The organism is Pseudoalteromonas sp. NZS127_1, assembly GCF_015864295.1.
Classification (GTDB): Bacteria; Pseudomonadota; Gammaproteobacteria; order Enterobacterales; family Alteromonadaceae; genus Pseudoalteromonas; species Pseudoalteromonas arctica.
The window spans coordinates 59,254-80,814 of record NZ_JADYXO010000005.1 but is presented as its reverse complement, the minus strand read 5'-3'; the positions used below and the strand labels follow the sequence as shown (position 1 = coordinate 80,814).

The 21,561-nt window shown below is 39.3% G+C and carries 19 protein-coding genes; 13 read left to right on the top strand and 6 right to left on the bottom strand.

The features are described 5' to 3' along the window. Positions 1-194: 194 nt before the first annotated feature. The 3 genes from I6F50_RS06750 to gorA form a co-directional block, all read right to left on the bottom strand. Positions 195-1,031: a mechanosensitive ion channel family protein gene (locus I6F50_RS06750; protein ID WP_197175756.1), complete on the bottom strand. Its 837-nt coding sequence runs from the start codon at positions 1,029-1,031 to the stop codon at positions 195-197. 107 nt (positions 1,032-1,138) lie between these two features. Then, positions 1,139-1,771 (bottom strand): hypothetical protein, encoded by a 633-nt coding sequence (locus I6F50_RS06745; RefSeq protein WP_197175754.1) that lies wholly within the window; start codon positions 1,769-1,771, stop codon positions 1,139-1,141. 263 nt (positions 1,772-2,034) lie between these two features. Further along, complete coding sequence (gorA, locus tag I6F50_RS06740) at positions 2,035-3,396, bottom strand: glutathione-disulfide reductase (protein ID WP_024589851.1); 1,362 nt, start codon at positions 3,394-3,396, stop codon at positions 2,035-2,037. Positions 3,397-3,474: 78 nt separating this feature from the next. Between gorA and I6F50_RS06735 the strand changes: the two genes are divergently transcribed. The 13 genes from I6F50_RS06735 (at position 3,475) to I6F50_RS06675 (ending at position 16,559) form a co-directional block, all read left to right on the top strand. After that, positions 3,475-4,149, top strand: coding sequence for a DUF2461 domain-containing protein (locus I6F50_RS06735; protein ID WP_024607404.1), 675 nt, complete (start codon positions 3,475-3,477; stop codon positions 4,147-4,149). A gap of 86 nt (positions 4,150-4,235) precedes the next feature. Further along, positions 4,236-6,275: an oligopeptidase A gene (gene prlC, locus I6F50_RS06730; protein WP_197175752.1), complete on the top strand. Its 2,040-nt coding sequence runs from the start codon at positions 4,236-4,238 to the stop codon at positions 6,273-6,275. Positions 6,276-6,414: 139 nt separating this feature from the next. Continuing rightward, entirely contained in the window at positions 6,415-7,593 is a 1,179-nt protein-coding gene (locus tag I6F50_RS06725) for a response regulator transcription factor (protein WP_197175750.1), read from the top strand. Positions 7,594-7,650: 57 nt separating this feature from the next. Beyond that, positions 7,651-8,406, top strand: a complete 756-nt coding sequence (locus tag I6F50_RS06720; protein ID WP_010554084.1) for a class I SAM-dependent methyltransferase — start codon at positions 7,651-7,653, stop codon at positions 8,404-8,406. A 157-nt stretch (positions 8,407-8,563) separates the two neighbouring features. Continuing rightward, a complete protein-coding gene (gene trmJ, locus I6F50_RS06715) occupies positions 8,564-9,289 on the top strand; it encodes a tRNA (cytosine(32)/uridine(32)-2'-O)-methyltransferase TrmJ (protein WP_024589846.1) in 726 nt (241 codons plus the stop codon). A gap of 236 nt (positions 9,290-9,525) precedes the next feature. Further along, positions 9,526-10,017 (top strand): Fe-S cluster assembly transcriptional regulator IscR, encoded by a 492-nt coding sequence (iscR, locus tag I6F50_RS06710; protein ID WP_007586371.1) that lies wholly within the window; start codon positions 9,526-9,528, stop codon positions 10,015-10,017. A gap of 24 nt (positions 10,018-10,041) precedes the next feature. Further along, positions 10,042-11,259, top strand: a complete 1,218-nt coding sequence (locus I6F50_RS06705) for an IscS subfamily cysteine desulfurase (protein ID WP_002958425.1) — start codon at positions 10,042-10,044, stop codon at positions 11,257-11,259. Positions 11,260-11,300: 41 nt separating this feature from the next. Continuing rightward, entirely contained in the window at positions 11,301-11,684 is a 384-nt protein-coding gene (iscU, locus tag I6F50_RS06700) for a Fe-S cluster assembly scaffold IscU (protein WP_007377675.1), read from the top strand. Between the two features lie 12 nt (positions 11,685-11,696). Continuing rightward, complete coding sequence (gene iscA, locus I6F50_RS06695; RefSeq protein ID WP_007377674.1) at positions 11,697-12,020, top strand: iron-sulfur cluster assembly protein IscA; 324 nt, start codon at positions 11,697-11,699, stop codon at positions 12,018-12,020. Positions 12,021-12,102: 82 nt separating this feature from the next. Beyond that, positions 12,103-12,630, top strand: a complete 528-nt coding sequence (gene hscB, locus I6F50_RS06690) for a co-chaperone HscB (protein ID WP_007586374.1) — start codon at positions 12,103-12,105, stop codon at positions 12,628-12,630. A gap of 41 nt (positions 12,631-12,671) precedes the next feature. After that, positions 12,672-14,534: a Fe-S protein assembly chaperone HscA gene (gene hscA / locus I6F50_RS06685; RefSeq protein WP_007586377.1), complete on the top strand. Its 1,863-nt coding sequence runs from the start codon at positions 12,672-12,674 to the stop codon at positions 14,532-14,534. 11 nt (positions 14,535-14,545) lie between these two features. Then, entirely contained in the window at positions 14,546-14,884 is a 339-nt protein-coding gene (fdx, locus tag I6F50_RS06680) for an ISC system 2Fe-2S type ferredoxin (protein ID WP_165735300.1), read from the top strand. 247 nt (positions 14,885-15,131) lie between these two features. Then, the gene (locus I6F50_RS06675; RefSeq protein ID WP_197140439.1) at positions 15,132-16,559 is read left to right on the top strand and encodes an NAD-dependent succinate-semialdehyde dehydrogenase; all 1,428 of its coding nucleotides are present in this window, start codon (positions 15,132-15,134) and stop codon (positions 16,557-16,559) included. A gap of 289 nt (positions 16,560-16,848) precedes the next feature. Here I6F50_RS06675 and I6F50_RS06670 read toward each other — a convergent pair whose 3' ends face one another. The 3 genes from I6F50_RS06670 to I6F50_RS06660 all read right to left on the bottom strand — a co-directional run bounded on the left by I6F50_RS06670 (position 16,849) and on the right by I6F50_RS06660 (position 21,555). Further along, positions 16,849-18,510 (bottom strand): HD domain-containing phosphohydrolase, encoded by a 1,662-nt coding sequence (locus I6F50_RS06670; RefSeq protein WP_007586383.1) that lies wholly within the window; start codon positions 18,508-18,510, stop codon positions 16,849-16,851. Beyond that, on the bottom strand, positions 18,482-20,593 hold the full coding sequence (locus I6F50_RS20485; RefSeq protein WP_331458714.1) for an adenylate/guanylate cyclase domain-containing protein: 2,112 nt from the start codon (positions 20,591-20,593) through the stop codon (positions 18,482-18,484). The genes I6F50_RS06670 and I6F50_RS20485 overlap by 29 nt, the downstream gene beginning before the upstream one ends. 128 nt (positions 20,594-20,721) lie before the next feature. Continuing rightward, positions 20,722-21,555 (bottom strand): MBL fold metallo-hydrolase, encoded by an 834-nt coding sequence (locus I6F50_RS06660; protein ID WP_165740586.1) that lies wholly within the window; start codon positions 21,553-21,555, stop codon positions 20,722-20,724. Positions 21,556-21,561 lie beyond the last annotated feature (6 nt).

Here is a 21,561-nt window from a genome sequence, read left to right as displayed (position 1 = left end):
GTAGGTGAGGTTTTACACCTCGCTTTTTACTTTTAAGCAGGGCTCTATGCGCGAAGTAAATTCGCACCTACGATTTGCATTCTTACTTTGGGTAGGTGAGGTTTTACACCTCGCTTTTTAAATACAGACTTAGAAATAGAGCGCGAAATAAATTCGCACCTACGATTTGTATTTTTACTTTGTGTAGGCAAGGTTTAGGCTTCTCCTTCGTCCTCTTTATTTTTTTCAGCCTCTTTATACCATAACGCAAAAAAGCACTCTGTTAATTTGTGCTCTATCTCAAGCGCTTTTTCTGTTGGGCAAAACAAGGTAAAGCTTGCTTTAAATTCACCTAAATCGGTTGTACCAAAGTGAATTACCGGCTCTGGGCCAGATATTTTTGCATCAAGTTTACGCTCAATCATCGAATTATAACGGCTTGCTACTTCTTGAAACTCTTCGCAGTACAGTTTAGCTTGCTCATTCAATGTGTCGTGAATAGGATACGGGTTAAAGCTCTCTCTGCGCACAATAATAAAATGATGTGTAACAAAGCGTTTTACAAAGTTTAAGTTTTTAATAGAGCTGGTAATTAGCTTATTATTAGGAATATATATGGTTTTTCTTGAAAATTGATAAGTATGTATATCAATTTCATGCATGGTTGTTTTTATCCAATCCGTTTCAGCTACTTCACCAAAGTAATCACCTACTTGTATCCAATCACCCACTCTAAACGGGCGAGTTGTTACGAGGTAAAAAAAGCCTATTACACACTGAATAAACTCACGCGTTGCAAGTACAATCGCCACAGCAAAAGCAGCAATAGAAAGTGCAAAGTTTTGAATTTCAGTAGACCATACAAATAGCAGCGATATCATCATTACAAAATTAATAAAGTGCTTAATATTGTGTGCGATGTAACGAATATCTTTTTCTTTTTTTTCTGCGCGATTTTTAGCCAGCTTATCAACAAGTACTTTTAGTACAAATGCAATTGTGATCATTACAATTGAAAGAAGAAACGGATGCAGCAATATATCTTTAGTCATAATATCCAATTAAACGCGAGTTGATAAAAACAGGCTCAGTATATTGATTTATTAAACCAATTAGCAAATTTAGTGCAAAAAAAGTAACCAATAAAAATGGAGAAACGCTATTGAGTTACTTCATCAGTGCAATGTTTGTGATTTTTAGCCATTCTTTTTCGGCATATGAGTACAAGCTCAATGGCTGAAATAAAAATCAAAGTATAGCCAAGCGTTTCTATACCTTCTTCAACAATGTTTTTTACCGCACGTACATAGTCATCACCCATTACTGAATGCCAAAATGCGCCTTTGCCCATCATTCGCGAAAATGCGAGTAAAGTAACCATGCCTGATAAGCAAATTCCATAACTAGGAGTGAAACTATAGGCTTTTAAAGCGTTAAAAATACTTCCTTTGTTTGTTATTAAATAAACAAACACGCCAGCTAAAATTGAATAGACGATACTTTGCCAAGCGCCATCAAAAAAGTATAAGTCGAGGTAGGTATCAAACTCTCTCACAAACATCATTGCCGATAACGCAGCTAGTAATACAGCTGGTATTTTGAGTTGAAAGTTAATTCGCGAAGCATAAAAAAATAAAATACAACTTAAAGAAGTTAAAACATCTTGCATATGTTCGGTAAGAGTTTCTTCACTGTAAAGTGCATACTGTTTTAATTCAAACCCTTCAAGTTGAATTAAATGAGCAACACCCGCTAGGCATAATAAATAAATAAAAGATCGCAGTAAAAACATAAATAACCAAGAGAAACTATAAATGCGCGAGATTCTAATTGTAAAAATGCCTTAAAGCCAAAACAAAATTTAAACTTTAATATTTTTATCGGTCTAAAATTTTTGCTGTTAAAATAATGGCTTAGATATTTATTTAATGTTGAATGGATGTTTTTAATGTGACGTTTTAAGTGGTTTGTTGTGCAAAATATAACAAGCATTAAAAAGCCCTTACTAATTACTTAGTAAGGGCTTTTTATAATTGAGCGCTTAGAGCTTAGAGCTTAGCGCATCGTTACAAATTCTTCCGAGCCAGTCGGGTGAATCGCAACAACGGCATCAAAATCAGCTTTAGTTGCGCCCATTTTCATGGCAACGGCAAAACCTTGAATCATTTCATCAACCGCAAAACCAATACCATGTAGGCCAACTACTTTTTCGTCTGGGCCGGCACATACAAGTTTCATTTTACAAGGCTGGCGATGTTTAGTTACCGCTGTGTACATAGCCGTAAAACCAGATTGGTAAATTTTAACGTTTTCTTCGCCGTACTGAGAAATAGCTTCTTGCTCAGTCAAACCAATAGTACCAATAGGTGGATGACTAAATACAACAGTAGGGACTAAGCTGTAATCCATTTTTAAATCATCTGGTAGTTCTTTATTAAATAAACGCTCAGATAAAGTACGGCCTGCTTTTACTGCTACCGGTGTAAGTTCAATACCATTTTCGATGATATCGCCAACCGCGTATACATTTTTAGCTGTGGTATTTTGATACTCATCAACTTTTACAAAACCACTGCTGTTTACTTCTACGCCGGCTGCTGCAACGTTAATAGCATTGGTTGTTGGCTCGCGGCCAATGGCCCAAATAACTTGATCAACGTTATGAGTTTTGCCGTTATCTAAATGCAGTGTTACAGAGCCATCATCTTCTTTTACCAATTTATTTGGTACAGAGTGAGTATGTAAAGTAGGACCTTCGGCAGCCATTACTTCAACAAGCGTATCTACAATATATGGGTCAAAACTACGAAGTGGGGCATGCTTACGTACAAATAAATGTGTCTCAGTACCTAAACCATGTAATACACCAGCAAGCTCAACGGCTATGTAGCCTGCGCCTATTACTGCAACGCGTTTAGGTTGCTCTTTTAGCTCAAAGAAACCATTTGAATCGATACCGTGTTCAGCACCTTCAATATGCGGAATGCTTGGGCGGCCGCCTACTGCAATTAATATATGATCGGCTGTGTAGTGCTCGCCGTTTACTTCAACTGTTTTATTATCTACAAATTTAGCAAAGCCTTTAATTACAGTAACGCCATTGCTAGCAAGGCCACTGTCGTAACCTTTATGAATTCGGCCAATGTAGGCTTCACGGCTTTCTACTAGTTTGCTCCAATCAAAGCCTTTTACTTCAACATTAAAGCCGTAATCTGGGGCATATAAATTAATTGCTTCAGCAACCTGAGCACCGTGCCACATTACTTTTTTAGGTACACAGCCCACGTTTACACACGTGCCGCCCATGTGTTTTGCTTCTATAAGTGCTACTTTAGCGCCACGCATTGCCGCTCTATTTGCAGAGGCAATACCACCACTGCCACCACCGATTGCAATATAATCAAAGTGTTGTGTCATTTTATGTCCTTAGGCGTTGAGTTTTATGCGCATTAGCATAACATTAAGTTTTAAAAATAAAGAGTGTTTAGGTGACCTATGTTTAGTAAAAAAACATTCGAATTTCTTGCTCAGCTTGATAAAAACAATAATAGAGACTGGTTTAACGACCATAAATCACAGTACGAGGAATACGTAAGAGAGCCCGCTTTAGATTTCATTAGGCAAATGCAAGCACCACTTGCTGAGGTTTCTAGCCATTTTGTCGCATCAGATAAAAAAGTGGGCGGTAGTTTAATGAGAATCCATAAAGACGCGCGTTTTAGTAAAGATAAAACCCCGTATAAAATTAATGTAGGGATTCAATTTCGCCATTTTATGGGAAAAGACGTACATGCCCCGGGTTTTTACTTTCACTTAGCAAATGACGAATGTTTTGTAGGAGCTGGTATTTGGCGACCAGAATCAAAGGCGCTTAACGCAATTAGAACCTGCATAGATGAAAACCCAAATAGCTATAAAAAAGCAATTTATGATGAGCAATTTAAATCTATATTTGAAATGTCAGGAGAATCGCTAAAACGCCCGCCAAGAGGTTTTGAAAAAGAGCACCCCTTAATAGATGAGCTCAAACGAAAAGACTTTATAGCCATTAGCCCACTTACTCAAAAGCAAATATGCAGTAATAACCTAGTTGATACGGTGTTAGAACGTTATAAAGTGGCCGACTCATTAATGGGTTATTTGTGTTTTGCTTTAGAGCAACCTTATTAAAATTAAACAACTTAAAAGCGGCTGAGTTGTTTTTTTACTTTTAGACCCAATTTAAAACGTAATGCATTAACGCAAAGAGAGTATTTATGAGCAACCCATTAATTGGCCTTGAAGGCTTACCACCATTTTCAAAAATAAAGCCGGAGTACGTAGTACCAGCACTAAAAGACGGTATCGAGCTTTGTCGTAAAGCCATTGATGACGTGTTAGCTAAAGGCTCGTATACGTGGGATGACTTAGTATTACCCCTTGAAGAAGCCGATGATAAATTATCGCGCATGTTCTCCCCTGTATCGCATTTAAATTCAGTAATGAATAACGACGAATTACGCGAAGCTTACGAGCAGTGCTTACCGTTAATATCTGAATATTCAACATTTGTAGGTCAGCACCAAGGTTTATACAACGCGTATAATACGCTTTATAACAGTGACGAATTTAAAACGCTGACTACAGCACAACAAAAAACAATTACTAATGCGCTACGCGATTTTAAATTATCGGGTATTGCTCTGGCGGCAGAGCAGCAAAAACGCTACGGCGAAATTAGCGCGCGTTTATCAGAACTTGCCTCAAAATTTGGTAACAACGTAATGGATGCCACACTTGCTTGGCACAAGCATATTACTGATGAGAGTGATTTAGCAGGCTTGCCAGAATCGGCTCTTGCACTTGCAGCTGATACAGCAAAAAGTAAAGAATTAGAGGGTTGGTTATTTACACTCGATTTTCCATCATATTTACCAATAATGGCTTACGCAGATAACCGCGAATTACGCAAAGAAACTTACACCGCGTTTTCTACGCGCGCATCAGATCAAGGCCCTAACGCCGGTGAGTTTGATAACTCTGACATTATGAGTGAGGAGCTTGCGCTTCGTCATGAACTTGCACAGTTACTAGGGTTTAACAGCTACGCTGAAAAGTCACTGGCAACTAAAATGGCCGAAACACCAGAACAAGTATTCTCATTTTTAGAAGACCTAGCAGCTAAATCAAAACCACAAGCAGAGCAAGAAGTGGCCGAGCTAAAAGCGTATGCTGAGCAAAAACACGGTATTTCTGAATTAGAAGCATGGGATTTTGGTTACTACAGCGAAAAGCTTAAGCAAGAAAAGTATGCAATTTCAGACGAAGTACTACGTCCTTACTTCCCAGCAAATAAAGTGCTTAGCGGCTTATTCGAAACCGTTAATCGCTTATTTGGTATTAGCGTAAAAGAAGTTACTGACTTTGATACTTATCACAAAGATGTACGCTTTTTTGAAATTGTAGATAGTAGCAATACTCTACGCGGACGTTTTTATCTCGATTTATATGCACGCGACCACAAACGTGGCGGCGCGTGGATGGACGACTGTATGGGTCGTAAAGTACGCGCTAACGGCGAACTACAAACTCCAGTGGCTTATTTAGTGTGTAACTTTAATAAGGCGGTTGGCGATAAACCGGCGCTGTTTACTCATGACGAAGTAACTACTTTATTTCATGAGTTTGGTCATGGTATTCACCACATGCTTACACAAGTTGATGCCGCGCCAGTGGCTGGCATTAATGGTGTAGCGTGGGATGCGGTAGAGCTTCCTAGTCAGTTTTTAGAAAATTGGTGTTATGACGAAGAAGCCCTGAGCTTTATTTCAGGTCATTATGAAACGGGTGAGCCGTTACCTAAAGAGCTACTTGATAAATTACTAGCGGCTAAAAACTATAACTCAGGCGTACAAATGCTACGTCAAATTGAGTTTTCGTTATTTGATTTTAAAATCCATAACGATTACAAAGTGGGTGAGCAATGCCAAATTCAAGCAGTACTAAACGATGTACGTAGCCGCACATCAATCGTTAAACCGCCTGAGTTTAACCGTTTTCAAAATGGTTTTAGCCATATTTTTGCCGGTGGTTATAGTGCAGGTTACTACTCGTATAAATGGGCTGAAGTACTTTCTGCTGATGCATTTTCTAAATTTGAAGAAGAAGGTATTTTTAACGCTGAAACAGGGCAAGCCTTCATGCAAAATATTTTAGAAAAAGGCGGTAGCGAAGAGCCAATGGAATTATTTAAAAAGTTCCGTGGTCGTGAGCCAAATGTCGACGCGTTACTACGCCATAGCGGTATTGCTGTTTAAAAATTAATATTTAGCACAAACCAAATTAAAGCGCCTATATGGCGCTTTTTTATTATTTTAAAATTATTATCTAATAATTTTTAGTAATTTCATCCTACCGTACTATGCTTTTAGCACACCTAATAAAATGGACTAAGGCATGGCAAAGTTGGTATTGGCAATTGATGACGACAAGTATGTTCATCATATAATTGAAGAGTCTTTAGCAGGGTTTTGTAAAATAATTCATGCAAAAGATGGCGATGAAGGATTAAGGCTAACCAATAAATACAACCCAGATATTATTTTACTCGATATTGAAATGCCAGGTATGTCAGGTTATGACGTATGTAAAACAATAAAGCAAAGTCAAAATACTCAGGATATTCCCGTTATGTTTCTCTCATCTAAAATAGAGCTAAGCGATCGGGTAAAAGGTTATAGCGTCGGCGCATCTGATTACATTACAAAACCTTTTAATGCAGAAGAGTTAATAGCGCGAATAAAGGTACTTTACGAATATAGGCAAAAATGCGCAAAACTAAAATTGGATATAGTAAAAGCGAATAAAACAGCTGAAATAGCAATGACAGAGTCAGGCGATATGGGGCGTATAATGCGCTACGTTGGACAAAGTTATCACGCTAATAACTTTCAATCGTTGAGTGAATACTTTTTTACCTTTTTTGCTCCTTTAAATTTAGATGTTGTGGTGGTGTTTTGGTATCAAGGAAAAGGTATTTTTTACAGCCAGCAAAGTGGTGTTTGCCCGTTAGAACAAGAGCTGCTTGAGCAACATCGAAATGCTCAACGATTTGTTGATATTGGTAGCAGCACTATCATTAATTATCCCAAAGTGTCCCTTTTGATAAAAAATATGCCAGTTGATAACGATGCTTTGTATGGGCGCTACAAAGATCTGTTCCCGCATATATTAGAAGTAACCAACGAGAAGGTTATTACCATGGAAAGAAGCGAAAGCAGTTATGAGCAGGCAGCTCAAATAAGTACAGCCCTTCAAGATATTGTTAAGCAGTTAACTACTCAAAATGTAGAGCAAAACAAAAGTACTAAAGAGTTTATAGAGCAGCTACATGAACTTGACTGCGCTATTAAGCTACAACAAACACAAGCAAATCCTGCGGATCTCACTTTATATATATCTCAATTGGATCAAACAATGCAGTTATTTGTATCGGCTAATAGTGATTTAGCCTTTATCAAATATCAGCTTAAACAAGTTGCCGAAAGCCGCAATGAACTTATATCCAATTTACGTACTAAAGCGGAAGCCGCAAAGGTCAATACGAATCATCATAGTGATATAGAGCTATTTTAGTGCTTTAAAGTAAAGCGGTTGATATACTACAGGCGTATTTTATCGTCGGAGTTTATTGTGGTTATTCAGTGTGCTTTTAAAGAGTTACGCCCTTATTTAAATGAATTAGAAACACGCTTTGGTTTAGCCCAATGGGCGCAAAATTGCAGTGGCTTTAGCTTACATTACGATGATAAAGGGTTAAGTCTATTTAAAACCGACGAGCCAAAACTAGGTGCAATTAACGTTGATTTTGTAACCGGTGCTGCCGCCCATAGGCGTAAGTTTGGCGGTGGTAAAGGGCAAGCAATTGCCAAAGCGGTGGGTTTAAATAAAGGTGCAACGCCTGTTGTACTTGATGCTACCGCTGGTTTAGGGCGAGATGGTTTTGTACTTGCCTCGCTAGGGTGCAAAGTTATATTACATGAACGTCACCCGGTTGTAGCTGCACTTTTATACGATGGTTTAAAGCGAGCCTATAGCGATATTGAAATTGGTTTGTGGATGAAAGAAAACATGAGCCTAATATTTGGCTCAAGTCATACTTTGCTCTCTCAATGCGAAAGCATGCCTGATGTTGTTTATTTAGATCCCATGTTCCCGCATCGCGAAAAATCAGCATTAGTTAAAAAAGAAATGCGCGTATTCCAAGAGCTTGTTGGTGCAGACAACGACGCTGACGACCTACTTGATTTTGCCTATCCACTTGCCAGTAAGCGTGTCGTTGTAAAGCGCCCCGATTACGCTCCATTCTTAAACGAAAAAACCCCAAGTATGCAGATCAAAACCAAAAAGAACCGTTTTGATGTCTATGTAAAGGCGGCAATGGTTTAAGCATCAAAACAAATCGGCGTTATATCCCTAGAATTTACCCATGTAAGAATTGTTATATTGGGTTTGATCATAGGATCTAGCCTTTTGAATCTAGGATCTTATTACATTTTCATGTTAGAATTTGCGCAATTTTTTGGCATAGCAAAGTAGCACAGTAATGATCTTAGATGATATTCGCATTGTTTTAGTTAACACGTCACATTCCGGCAATATTGGTTCGGCGGCTCGCGCCATGAAAACCATGGGTTTATCAAAACTTTATTTAGTTGATCCTGCTTGCGAAATAGACAGCCAAGCAAGTGCATTAGCTGCAGGCGCAACTGATGTTTTAGGCAATGCAGTTATTGTAGGTACCGTTGAAGAAGCTATCGCTGACTGTACATTAACGATTGGCACAAGTGCGCGTTCTCGTACGCTTTCGTGGCCAATGGTTGAACCACGTGAATGTGGTGAAAAGCTCGTTGCTGAAGCCGTAAATGGTCCTGTAGCGCTAGTATTTGGTCGTGAAAACAGTGGTTTAACTAATGAAGAATTACAGCTTTGTAATTACCATGTATGTATTCCTGCTAATCCAGAGTACAGCTCGCTTAATTTAGCTATGGCCGTACAAACACTTAGTTACGAAACTCGCATGGCATTTTTAAATCAACAACCTAAAAAGGTTGAAGAAGACGATGCAGTTTACCCAAGCTCAAAGCAAACAGAGTTGTTTTATGATCACCTTGAAGACACGTTGTTTAAAACAGGTTTTATCATCAAGCAACACCCTGGTTTAGTTATGACTAAATTGCGCCGTTTGTTTAACCGAGCTCACCCTGAAGATGCTGAAATGAATATTTTACGCGGTATTCTCACCTCAATTAATAAGGCTATCCCTAAGTAACTTAGGTATAGCTATTAGTTATAAAAGACCTAGACTAATTAACGCGCTAATACTTGACTAAATTACTCAGGTAATTACAATGGCTGTAATACTTGACCAAAGAGGTCAAGTATTGAAAATTTGTTAACTCTACAATTTAAAAGTAAGAGTTTCTAAATCAAATTTTTATCAAGTGATAATACTTGACTAATTTACTCTGGTAATTAAAATTTGCACTCTTTTGTGCAGGGGGCGTTATGAAGTTAACATCAAAAGGCAGATATGCCGTTACAGCTATGCTGGATGTTGCACTACACACAGGTGTAGGTCCTGTAGCCCTTGCTGATATTTCACAAAGACAAGAAATTTCTTTGTCTTACCTTGAACAATTATTTGCTCGTTTACGTAAAAATGGCCTAGTAAGTTCTGTTCGTGGACCTGGTGGTGGTTATTTACTAGGGCGTGAAGCGAGCGTTATCTCTGTTGGCGATATTATTAGCGCCGTAGACGAATCGGTCGATGCAACACGTTGCCAAGGTGCCGATACCGGCTGTCAGAGTGGTATGCGTTGTTTAACACATAATTTGTGGTCAGACTTAAGCGCACGCATAGAAGAATTTTTGAATAATATTACCCTTGCTGAATTGGTGGAAAAATCAGATGTGAAAGAAATAGCATCGCGCCAAGATAACAGTATTAATAATGCAATTAAGCAGTTGGAAAACATTCAAGTAAGCTGTCAACTTTAAGGTTGACCTGCAGCGGAGAGAGAAATGAAGTTACCGATTTATTTAGATTACGCAGCGACCACGCCTGTTGACGAACGTGTTGCTAAAGAAATGATGCAATGCCTGACAATGGACGGTAAGTTTGGTAATCCTGCGTCACGCTCACACCGTTTTGGTTGGCAAGCAGAAGAAGCTGTTGACCAAGCACGTACAGATATTGCTGATTTAATTAATGCAGACCCACGTGAAATTGTTTTCACATCGGGTGCAACAGAATCAAATAACCTTGCTATCAAAGGTGCAGCACAGTTTTACAAGAAAAAAGGTAAGCACGTTATTACCGCTAAAACTGAGCACAAAGCTGTAATCGACACATGTCGTGAACTTGAGCGCCAAGGTTTTGAAGTAACTTACATGGACGTTGAAGAAAACGGCCTACTTGATTTACAAAAACTTGCCGACACAATGCGTGACGACACAGTACTTGTAAGCATTATGCACGTTAATAACGAGCTAGGTGTAATTCAAGATATCGCGACTATTGGCGAAATGTGTCGCGAACGTAAAATTATGTTCCACGTAGATGCAGCGCAAAGCGCGGGTAAAGTACTAATCGACGTGCAACAGCTTAAAGTTGATTTTATGTCGTTCTCTGCACATAAAGTGTATGGCCCTAAAGGTGTTGGTGCACTTTACGTTCGTCGTAAACCACGTGCTCGCCTTGAAGCGCAAATGCACGGCGGCGGACATGAACGCGGTATGCGCTCTGGTACACTAGCAACTCACCAATTAGTGGGTATGGGTACAGCGTTTAAAATTGCTAAGCAAGATTTCGAAAAAGATCACGCACACATCAGCGCCTTACGTAATCGTTTAATCGACGGCATTATGGCTGATATGGACGAAGTATACTTTAACGGCACGCAAGACCAATCAGTACCTGGCATTGTAAACATCAGCTTTAACTTTGTTGAAGGTGAGTCGTTACTTATGGCAGTAAAAGACATTGCAGTATCGTCAGGTTCAGCCTGTACATCTGCAAGCTTAGAGCCTTCTTATGTATTACGTGCACTTGGCCGTAACGACGAATTAGCACATAGCTCAATTCGTTTTAGTATTGGTCGCTTTACTACCGAAGAAGAGATTGATTACACCGTCGAATTAATGAAAAACTCTATCGGTCGCCTACGTGAGATGTCTCCACTTTGGGAGATGCATCAAGAAGGTATTGATTTAGATTCAGTTGAATGGGCTCACCACTAATAGTGTGAGCACATACCCTAGCAGGTAATGAGGATAGAATAATGGCTTATAGTGATAAAGTAATCGACCACGTAGAAAACCCACGTAACGTAGGTACTCTAGATAAGAATGATCCGTCAGTGGCAACGGGTATGGTAGGCGCACCAGCATGTGGTGACGTAATGAAATTGCAAATTAAAGTATCTGCCGAAGGCGTTATTGAAGATGCAAAATTCAAAACCTACGGTTGTGGTAGCGCAATTGCTTCATCTTCACTTGTAACAGAGTGGGTTAAAGGCAAAACGCTAGACGAAGCAGCGACAATTAAAAACACTGATATCAGTGCAGAGCTTGAATTACCACCAGTGAAAATTCACTGTTCAATTTTAGCCGAAGACGCAATTCAAGCAGCAATTGCAGACTACAAAAGCAAACAAGCGAAGTAAGAAGAGAAACTCATGGCAGTGACATTGACAGATGCGGCAGCAAACCGCGTACAATCATTTTTAGCAAATCGCGGTAAAGGTTTAGGCCTGCGCGTTGGCATTAAAACGACGGGCTGTTCAGGTCTTGCTTATGTACTTGAGTTTGTTGACGATTTAAACGAAGACGATGAAACTTTTGCGGCTAAAGGTGTCACATTAATTGTTGACGCTAAAAGCTTAGTTTACATCGATGGCACAGAGCTCGACTACACTAAAGAAGGCTTAAATGAAGGGTTTAAATTTAGAAACCCTAATCAAGCAGATGAGTGTGGTTGTGGCGAAAGCTTTACCGTTTAAGCTTAAAATATCTTTGTAGTATAAATAAGCCCTGCCAGTTAATGTAGGGCTTTGTTATTTCTGAATATTATTGGTTGAAGTTATGCGTTACTTTGAATTATTTGCAGTTCCCGTTGATTACAATATTGATTTAGCAACGGTTAACAAGCACTACTTGGAATTACAGCGTACTGTACATCCAGATCGCCACGCGAATGCGAGCAGCCGCGATAAGTTAATGGCAGTGCAAAGCGCCGCCGAAATTAACGATGCGCTACAAACATTAAAGCACCCAGTAAAACGTGCTGAATATATGCTGAGCGAGCTAGGCGTTGATATTCGTGCAGAGCAGCAAACCTTGCAAGATCCAATGTTTTTAATGCAGCAAATGGAACTTCGCGAAGAGCTTGAAGAGCTAACATCGTCGCGCGATCCTGATACCGCCATTGCAAATTTTGAAAAACAAATTAAGCAACTAAACACGCAGTACAGTGCACAACTTGCCGAACAACTAGCAAGTAACGATGAGCAGCAATATCAACTTGCCGCAGATAATATTCGTAAACTGAAGTTTGTTTATAAGTTACGTGACGAACTAGAGCGTATTGAAGACAGTTTATTTGACGATTAATTACTTGCTGCAAAGCGAGCAACACGAGTTTAAAGAGCATTATGGCATTATTGCAAATTGCTGAGCCGGGGCAGAGCGCGGCACCACACGAACATAAACTAGCTATTGGTATTGATCTTGGTACAACTAACTCATTAGTTGCAACAGTACAAAGTGGCGAAGCCCGCACGTTAACTGATGATCTTGGCGCGGCTATGTTACCGTCGGTTGTTCGTTATCAAGCAGGCGGTATTACTGTTGGCGCAGAGGCTGCACAAGCCGCAACGCAAGACCCTGCTAATACACTTATTTCGGTTAAGCGTTTTTTAGGTAAAACTCAGGCTGAAATAGAGAAAAGTTATGGGCAACTACCGTATGAGTTCTGTGAGCACAATGGTGCGCTAGCAATAGAAACTGCGGCAGGTAAAATCAGTCCAATTAAAGCATCAAGCCATATTTTAGCTGCATTAAAAGCACGAGCTGAGCAAAGTTTTGGCAACCAAGAAATTTTAGGGGCTGTAATCACAGTACCAGCGTACTTTGATGACGCACAGCGCCAAAGTACTAAAGATGCCGCAGAGCTGGCTGGTATTAACGTACTACGTTTATTAAATGAGCCAACAGCAGCAGCCGTTGCTTATGGTTTAGATTCTGGCCAAGAAGGTATTATTGCTGTTTACGATTTAGGCGGTGGTACATTTGATATATCAGTACTTAGATTACACCAAGGTGTATTTGAAGTAATGGCAACTGGCGGCGACTCAAGTCTCGGTGGTGATGACTTTGACTCACTACTTGTTGATTACTTTAAGCAGCAAACTGGTGTGTCAGCGTTGTCACCTTCAGTTTTACGTTTATTCATCAATAAAGCAAAAGCGTGTAAAGAAGCATTAAGCCAATACGCTAAAGTAAACGTGGGTCTTGAGTTTGACGATCAAAAATACACAGTAGAAGTAACACGCGAAACGTTTGATGAAATGGCTATGCCTCTCGTTAAAAAAACACTGCGTTCGTGTCGTCGTGCTGTAAAAGATGCTGGCATAGAAAACGACGAAGTACTGCAAGTTATTATGGTAGGCGGTTCAACCCGTATGCCACTGGTACGTAGCCAAGTACAAAGCTTTTTTGATAAAGAGCCGCTAACTTCAATCGACCCTGATCGTGTTGTAGCCCTAGGTGCTGCGCTTCAAGCCGACGTGTTAATTGGCAATAAGCCCGATTCTGACATGCTATTGCTTGATGTATTACCGTTATCGCTAGGCCTTGAAACTATGGGTGGTTTGGTTGAAAAAATCATTCCGCGTAATACAACAATTCCGGTAGCACGCGCGCAAGAATTTACAACGTTTAAAGACGGCCAAACAGCTATGTCATTACATGTGCTGCAAGGTGAGCGTGAGCTTGTTGATGATTGTCGATCGCTTGCTAAGTTTAGCTTAAAAGGTATTCCACCAATGGCGGCAGGTGCTGCGCATATTCGTGTAACCTTTAAAGTTGATGCTGATGGCCTATTAAGTGTTTCAGCTATGGAAAAATCAACAGGCGTACAAGCTGAAATTCAAGTTAAGCCTTCGTTTGGTTTATCTGACGACCAAGTAGCTAACATGCTAAAAGAGTCAATGAGCAACGCTAAAGGCGACATGCAAGCACGTATGCTTAAAGAGCAACAAGTAGAAGCGTTACGCGTAATAGAAGCGCTTAATGCATCACTTGCAGCCGATGCTGCATTACTTGACGATATGCAACTTGCTAACTTACGCGCTGAAATTGCAGAACTGGTAAAAGTGCGCGAAAATGCACAAGAGCCTGGCGAAATTAAAGCAGCTATCGAAAAAGTCGATAATGCGAGTAGCGACTTTGCATCGCGTAGAATGGATGCATCAATTAAAAAGGCCCTTACAGGGCAGTCAGTAGACAACATTTAAGAGAGATTAGAATGCCACAAATTGTTTTTCTTCCACATCCTGAATTATGTCCTGACGGCGCTGCAATTGAAGCCCCTGCAGGCCAAACAGTACTCGACGCTGCACTTAAAAATGGCATTAGTATTGCGCATGCCTGCGAAAAGTCGTGTGCATGTACTACGTGTCATTTAGTGATTCGTGAAGGATTTGATTCACTACAAGAGAGTGATGAGCTAGAAGATGACATGCTAGATAAAGCATGGGGTTTAGAGCCTGAGTCACGCCTTGGTTGCCAAGCAATTATAAGAGATGAAGACTTAGTGGTTGAAATACCTAAGTACAATCTCAATATCGTTAATGAAGAGCACTAGTTTTTAACGATGTATATATTAAAAGCCGCTGTTTGATACAGCGGCTTTTTTGTTTCAAGAAAGCATTCATAAACACGTAGCAGCGACTTTATGTCGCGTTTTAAATCTCAAACGTTTTAAGTTAAATTTTTCTAATCTCAAACTTGAACATCAAAATGATCACGTATTTTTCAGATTATATAAACGCGGGGTAAACCCGCTGCTAAGAGTTCAACCCAATCCCTAAAATCTATTTCGGAGGTTTATTTTGAGTAATCTTATTTTCTCAGACTCATTTATTAACGGCGAATTTTATAAGACTGATACGCACTTTAGCGTTAACGATCCCGCGACCGAAAAAAGTATTGTTGATGTAAGCGATATTGACGAGCAGGGTGTAAATAGCGCAATAGCTGCAGCTCAAGGGGCTTTTGTTAAATTAAAAGCGACGAATGCCACCGAGCGAAGCGAAACGTTGATGCGCTGGTATGAGCTAGTTATAAAACACAAACAAACACTTGCAGAGCTTATGACCAAAGAGCAAGGTAAGCCACTTAAAGAATCCCTTGGTGAAATTGATTACGGTGCAGGTTTTATCAAATGGTTTGCTGAGGAAGCCAAGCGTAGTTACGGTGACGTGATTCCGCCAACTGATGACTCACATCGTTTAACTAGCTTTAAGCAGCCTATCGGTGTTGTAGCTGGTATAACGCCTTGGAACTTCCCTGTTGCTATGGTTACTCGTAAAGTAGCTCCAGCTTACGCTGCGGGCTGTAGCTTTATACTTAAACCTTCTGAACATACGCCACTATGTGCTATCGCACTTGCTTATTTGGCCGATCAAGCTGGTTTTGTTAAAGGTGCATTTAATGTACTGGTTTCACAAGATGCCAAAACAGTAGGTAAAATGCTGACTGATTCAGAAGTCGTGCGTAAGTTTACATTTACCGGCTCTACCGGTGTAGGTAAGCAGTTGCTATCTCAATGTGCAGACACAATTAAACGCACCTCGATGGAGCTTGGCGGCAATGCGCCTTTTATCATTTTTGATAATGCAGATTTAGATGAAGCTGTAGAAGGGCTAATGGCGGCTAAATTTAGAAATAGTGGGCAGGCATGTGTTGCTGCAAACCGTATCTTTATACAGCGTAATATTCTCGACAAAGTACTGTCAAAAATCACGCCTAAGGTTGCAGCGTTAAAAGTGGCAAATGGTTTTGAAGACGATGTTGATATTGGCCCACTCATTTACCCTAAAGCCAAAGAGAAAGTACAACAGTTAGTACAAGACGCACTCGATAAAGGTGCTACGTTGATTGGCGATAATAGTGACTTAGGTGGCAGCTTTCAAAACCCATTAATAGTAAACAACGTAACTACTGACATGGATATTTACCACGAAGAAGTATTTGGTCCAGTATTAACGGTTATTCCTTTTGATGAAGAAAGTGAAGTGCTTGCACTTGCTAACGATGTACCATTTGGTCTAGCAGCCTATTTTTATAGCCAAAATATTAAGCAAATTTACCGAATTAGTGAAGGGCTTGAATTTGGTATGGTAGGTGTAAACGAAGGTGTTATATCAAACCCAGTAGCGCCTTTCGGTGGCGTTAAACAATCTGGTTTGGGCCGAGAAGGTGGGCATCAAGGGCTGGATGAGTACCTAGAAGAAAAATACGTGTGTATTAAAATATAACGGCAGTTAAGTATACGAGCGCGAATTTACTTCGCGCTTTTTTATGACGTTAATATGGCAGATATATGAACTTTACCTTTTACTGTTGCTACCCAAAGCGCTAAATGCTACCTTTGGGAACATATTTTTTGTTAATAAAACAACATAAAAAAACAAATAAAAAGTAAAAGGATTTCTATAAGTAGAAATAACCCCGTGTGTAAATGCCACCGTAAGGTGGCATTTTTTTGTTTGGATAGGTATAGGCTGTAATAAGCGTATTTTGAATAAAGGCATGGCTTTATAGGTGCTAACTTATAGGTGTGTAACCGGGTAAGTTATCAAAATCTACCTCATCTAGCTGCTCTGGGTTAGCATATTCATTGATATAATTTTTATAGACTTGCGACTCAATAAAAATAGCAAAAATGTCAGCATCAAGATGGTTTTTAGCAACCATTGACCCTAAAATAAATAAACACTCACTGACCGGTTTTGCTTTTTTGTAGGGCCTGTCTACTGCAGATAGCGCTTCAAAAATATCCGTAATAGCCATTAACCTTGCAGGCACCGACATTTGCTCTTTGGTTAAACCTCTTGGGTAACCAGTACCGTCAAGTTTTTCATGATGACCTAAAGCATATTCAGTCACATTGCTTAAGTGTTTAGGGAACGGCAGGGCATCTAAAATATTTTTAGTTACATCCATATGACGTTTCATTACTTCACGTTCGGCTTCGGTTAACGTGCCTCTTCGTATTGTTAAGTTTTCAACTTCATCAGCTGAGAGCAATGGTGTATTAATATCATTTATAACGAGTTGGTATTTGTTTGCAATGCGTTCAATGTGCTCAAGTTCTGCATCACCTAAAAACTCGCCCCCTACATTCACACGCTGTAATAATGCACGGTCTAATGCCAACTGTTTAAGCTCGGTATCAAGTAGGCGTTCAAATTGTTGAACCTCGATAGGTTTTTGCAGCTTCATCGCACAGATGATTTTTTGCTGATACGCTATTTTTAAATCTCGGCTAATTATTTCAAATTTAGCATCTACATATTTTATTCGATCAAAAATAGTTTCTAGTTTTGTCGACTTTTCCATAATGTGATCGGGAGTCGCGATTTTCCCACAGTCATGTAACCAGCCTGCTATATCAAGTTCATGCCGGTCGGCCTCACTCATCGAAAATGAAGCCAAAGGGCCTTTATTTATATCATGTACGGCATCAGCTAGCATTAACGTGAGTGCTGGCACTCGTTTACAATGGCCACCGGTATGAGGAGACTTTTCATCTATTGCCATCGCAATTGTTTCAGCAAAGGTTGAAAAAAGATCTTCCATTCCCTTAATTAGTGTTGAGTTAGTTAGTGAAATAGCGCCTAAAGAGGCAAAAGATCGAATTAGAGTGACAAGCTCTTCACTAAAAGGAATGTTTTTATTTTGCGCATCTTTTACATTTATAAGCTGGATTACACCAATAATGTCATCTTCATGATCTTTTAAAGGAATTGTTAGCATGGACTCAGAACGATAACCCGTGCGTGCGTCCATTTTGCGAGCTGCGCTCATATCAAAGGGCAGGGCATCATACACGTCAGGAATGTTAATCACTTCGCCAGAATTTGCAGAGTGGGCAACAATAGCTGTTTCGTTTGGTTTGCCATCAATAAAAAGATCTATATTAGGAAAATCTACAGGGCTCCCTAAAGTGCCACCTAAATAAAGATTTAATGACTTATTTATTACCGTTTCAAACTTGAGTTGTTTGTTTGGGGTAATAGAGTAAATGCTGCCAGCATCAGAATTTGCTATCGACATCACAACTTGCAGTATTTCATCAAGTAACTTAGACGAGTTTTTTTCTGTTGTTAGCCTAATACTAATATCGATAAAATGCTGAAGGTTTGTTTTGTCTTTAATGTGCTGTCGCATATGTTTACTACTTTTTAGTATGTTTGAAGGCACCATTCCAATCCTTAGCTAGTGTTTGCAAATCAGTGCCCTTAATACGTTCGATAAAAATGGTATAAACGTCAGAGCTAAATACGGTCGTGCTGTGTAGTTCTTTAAATAAGCTAAGCGCTTGTGGCCAGTTTTTATTATAAAAAAGCGTCATGGCCTGCTGTGATTTTTTAACTTCATTTAACTGTTCTTCATCGAGCTTATCTGTAAAGTTTATAGGCTCAAACAACTGTATAGCCGTTGTTTTTCCGACAACTTGTACTTTATCTATTAAACGAAATGAAATATGAGGGCATTCGTTCATCGTTTCTTCTGTAACAAGAATAGCTACGCCATAAAATTTGGTCAAGCTTTCTACTCTAGCACCTAAATTAACAGTATCACCAAGAACTGTATAGGCTTTACGGTAAACCGAACCCATATCACCTACATTCATATCGCCAGTACTTAAACCGATACCAATTTTTATTGCAGGCTGATTGTTTTCTGCAAATAACTGATTTACTTGCGTTAACCCGTTAATCATACCCATAGCGGCTTCAACACCATGGCGAGCGTGGTTTTCATCTATTAGTGGAGCATTCCAAAATGCCATCACCATATCGCCTACGTACTTATCAATAGTTCCGTTATGATCAAATATGATTTTGGTAATAGCCGTAAGATATTCGTTTAAGTATTCACTTAACTGATGGGGCGACATACTTTCTGATACTGAAGTGAAACTACGAATGTCGGCAAACAACACCGTCATATTTTTTCGCTCACTTTTTTGAGATAAACTTTTACCCTGTAATATCATCTGATTTATACGCTCAGGAGGCATATATTGGTCAAACATAGATTTTATTTTTCGGCTATGTTTCATTTCAGCGATAGAACCAACAATGATGTAATAACCCGCTAATATAATGATGAGTAAAAGAGGCATTAATAAAGGTAAACTAATTTTTTGCACTGACCATAAATAAACGTTTAAAAATATAACGACACTTGTGACTGTAAGAGACAAAACAATAATAAAACGTGCGCTCTTACCGTGGCTAAAAAACGACAGTACGCTACCCGTTAATGTAATGATGAGTAAGCTTGCTCCCAGTGACCAATTAGGTTTAGATGGCAGTAGCTCTGGGTGCATTAATCCTTCAAATATATTGGCATGAACCTCCACACCAGGGTATTGCAAACCAACAGGTGTTGATCTTAAATCAGCGAGTCCAATTGCCGATGTGCCAATAAAGGCTACTGTGCCTTCTAATTCCTCTAAACCAATTTTTTTGGTCAAAATATCGGTAGCCGAATAATAAGGGAAGCTATGCGCACGCCCTTTGTAAGGAATTAATATTTGCCCATACTCATCAGTTTGAATCCACTTATCTTGAAATTTTATACCTTCGAATAAGGTTATACCATCTAACCTATTGGAACGGGTTTCTATGTTTTCAGCAAGGGTATAAAGTCGAGCAACTTCAAGTGCTAAAGAAGGATAAAGCTTATTGCCAACTCGATTTATAAGAGCTGCTTTACGTATAAAACCATCTTCATCGCTATGTGCATTGATAAAACCGGTACCCGTTGTAGCATTTTGTAACTGTGGAATATTTACAATAGCACCAGGAAACTGGTTTATTTGTGAATTAGTATGATCCGCATTTGCCCATATAACACTGCTTTTAGCTGGCAAGTTTTGATTAGTGAGTTGTTCATCAATTAATAAAAAACCAAGAACAGTATCATTTTTAGATAATGCGCTTGCTAGTTTTGTGTCTGCATCGACTTGTTTAGTAATTTCAGCAAAGGGGATGGTGTACTTTTTTGATAAATCAGGAATTTCAGACATAATTTTTGTAACAGGGTTTTCTTCCTGTTCAGAAAAAAATATATCGAATGCAATAACAATAACACCTGCATCAGTAAGCTTTGTAACAAGGTCGGCTACTTTTGATCGACTCCAAGGAAAGCGTCCTTGTTCTTGCATGCTCTTTTCATCGATATCAATTATTACAACGGTTTCATCAATACGCCTAGGCGTCTCTGAAAGCGTTAGTAATAAACGAGAGTCGTATATTATACCTTCTACGCGGTTCACTAACTTTGCAAGCGACCCAGTTGAAAATAGCTCTATTGATGCAATTAATAATGTAATAACAGCGCCAATGAAAAAGTGCTTTGAAGTAATTGGTTTTAAGGAGCTAATGAGTAACGCTCCTTGATAGACTAAAAATCAAAAACTCGTCCTTCTCGGCCGCATTCTATTTTTACCTGTTGAGCGTACTGCGTGTGTAAATATTTTTCTATAGCTAATAACTGTTCATCGGTTCTTGATGGATCGTGGCTAATAATAACCACATTTTTAATACTCGCTTTTATAGCAAGCTCAGCCACCTGATCTATGGTGCTATGCCCCCAACCATGTTTAAGAGGCAAGTCTGCATCTATAAATTGAGCATCATGAATTAGTAAATCAGCGCCTTCAATAAAGTTGACCCATTCGCTAATACTTGTGTTTGCTTTTTCTGGCGGATTTAGCTCATTGTCGGTAACGTAAGCCACCTTTTTTTCATCTGCTTTAATACAATAAGCAGTACCACCACCAGGGTGATTTAGTGGAGCAGTCGAAACCAAAAAATCATTAAGTGTAAATTGCTTTTGAGACGATAAATCAGTATTAAGCGTAATGCTGGCAGGTAAATCTTGATAACACACCGGAAAGTACGAACCACTCATTTGCTTTAATATGGCATCTTGGCTTTTTTTATCATCAACGTTACCCACAGTAATAGTTATATCGCGGTTAGGTTGGTAAATAGGTTTAAAAAAAGGAAACCCTTGAATATGATCCCAATGATTGTGCGTCAGCAAAATATTGATAGGGCTTTGTGTTTCTAGTAAACGTGTACCGAGTTCTACAATACCGGTACCAGAGTCTAAAATAAGATCTTTACCGTTACTTTGTTCAATGTACACACATGAGGTATTTCCCCCAAAAATGTGCGTATTACTTCCTGCTGAAGCCATTGAGCCTCTAACACCAAAAAATTCAACTTTCATAATTTA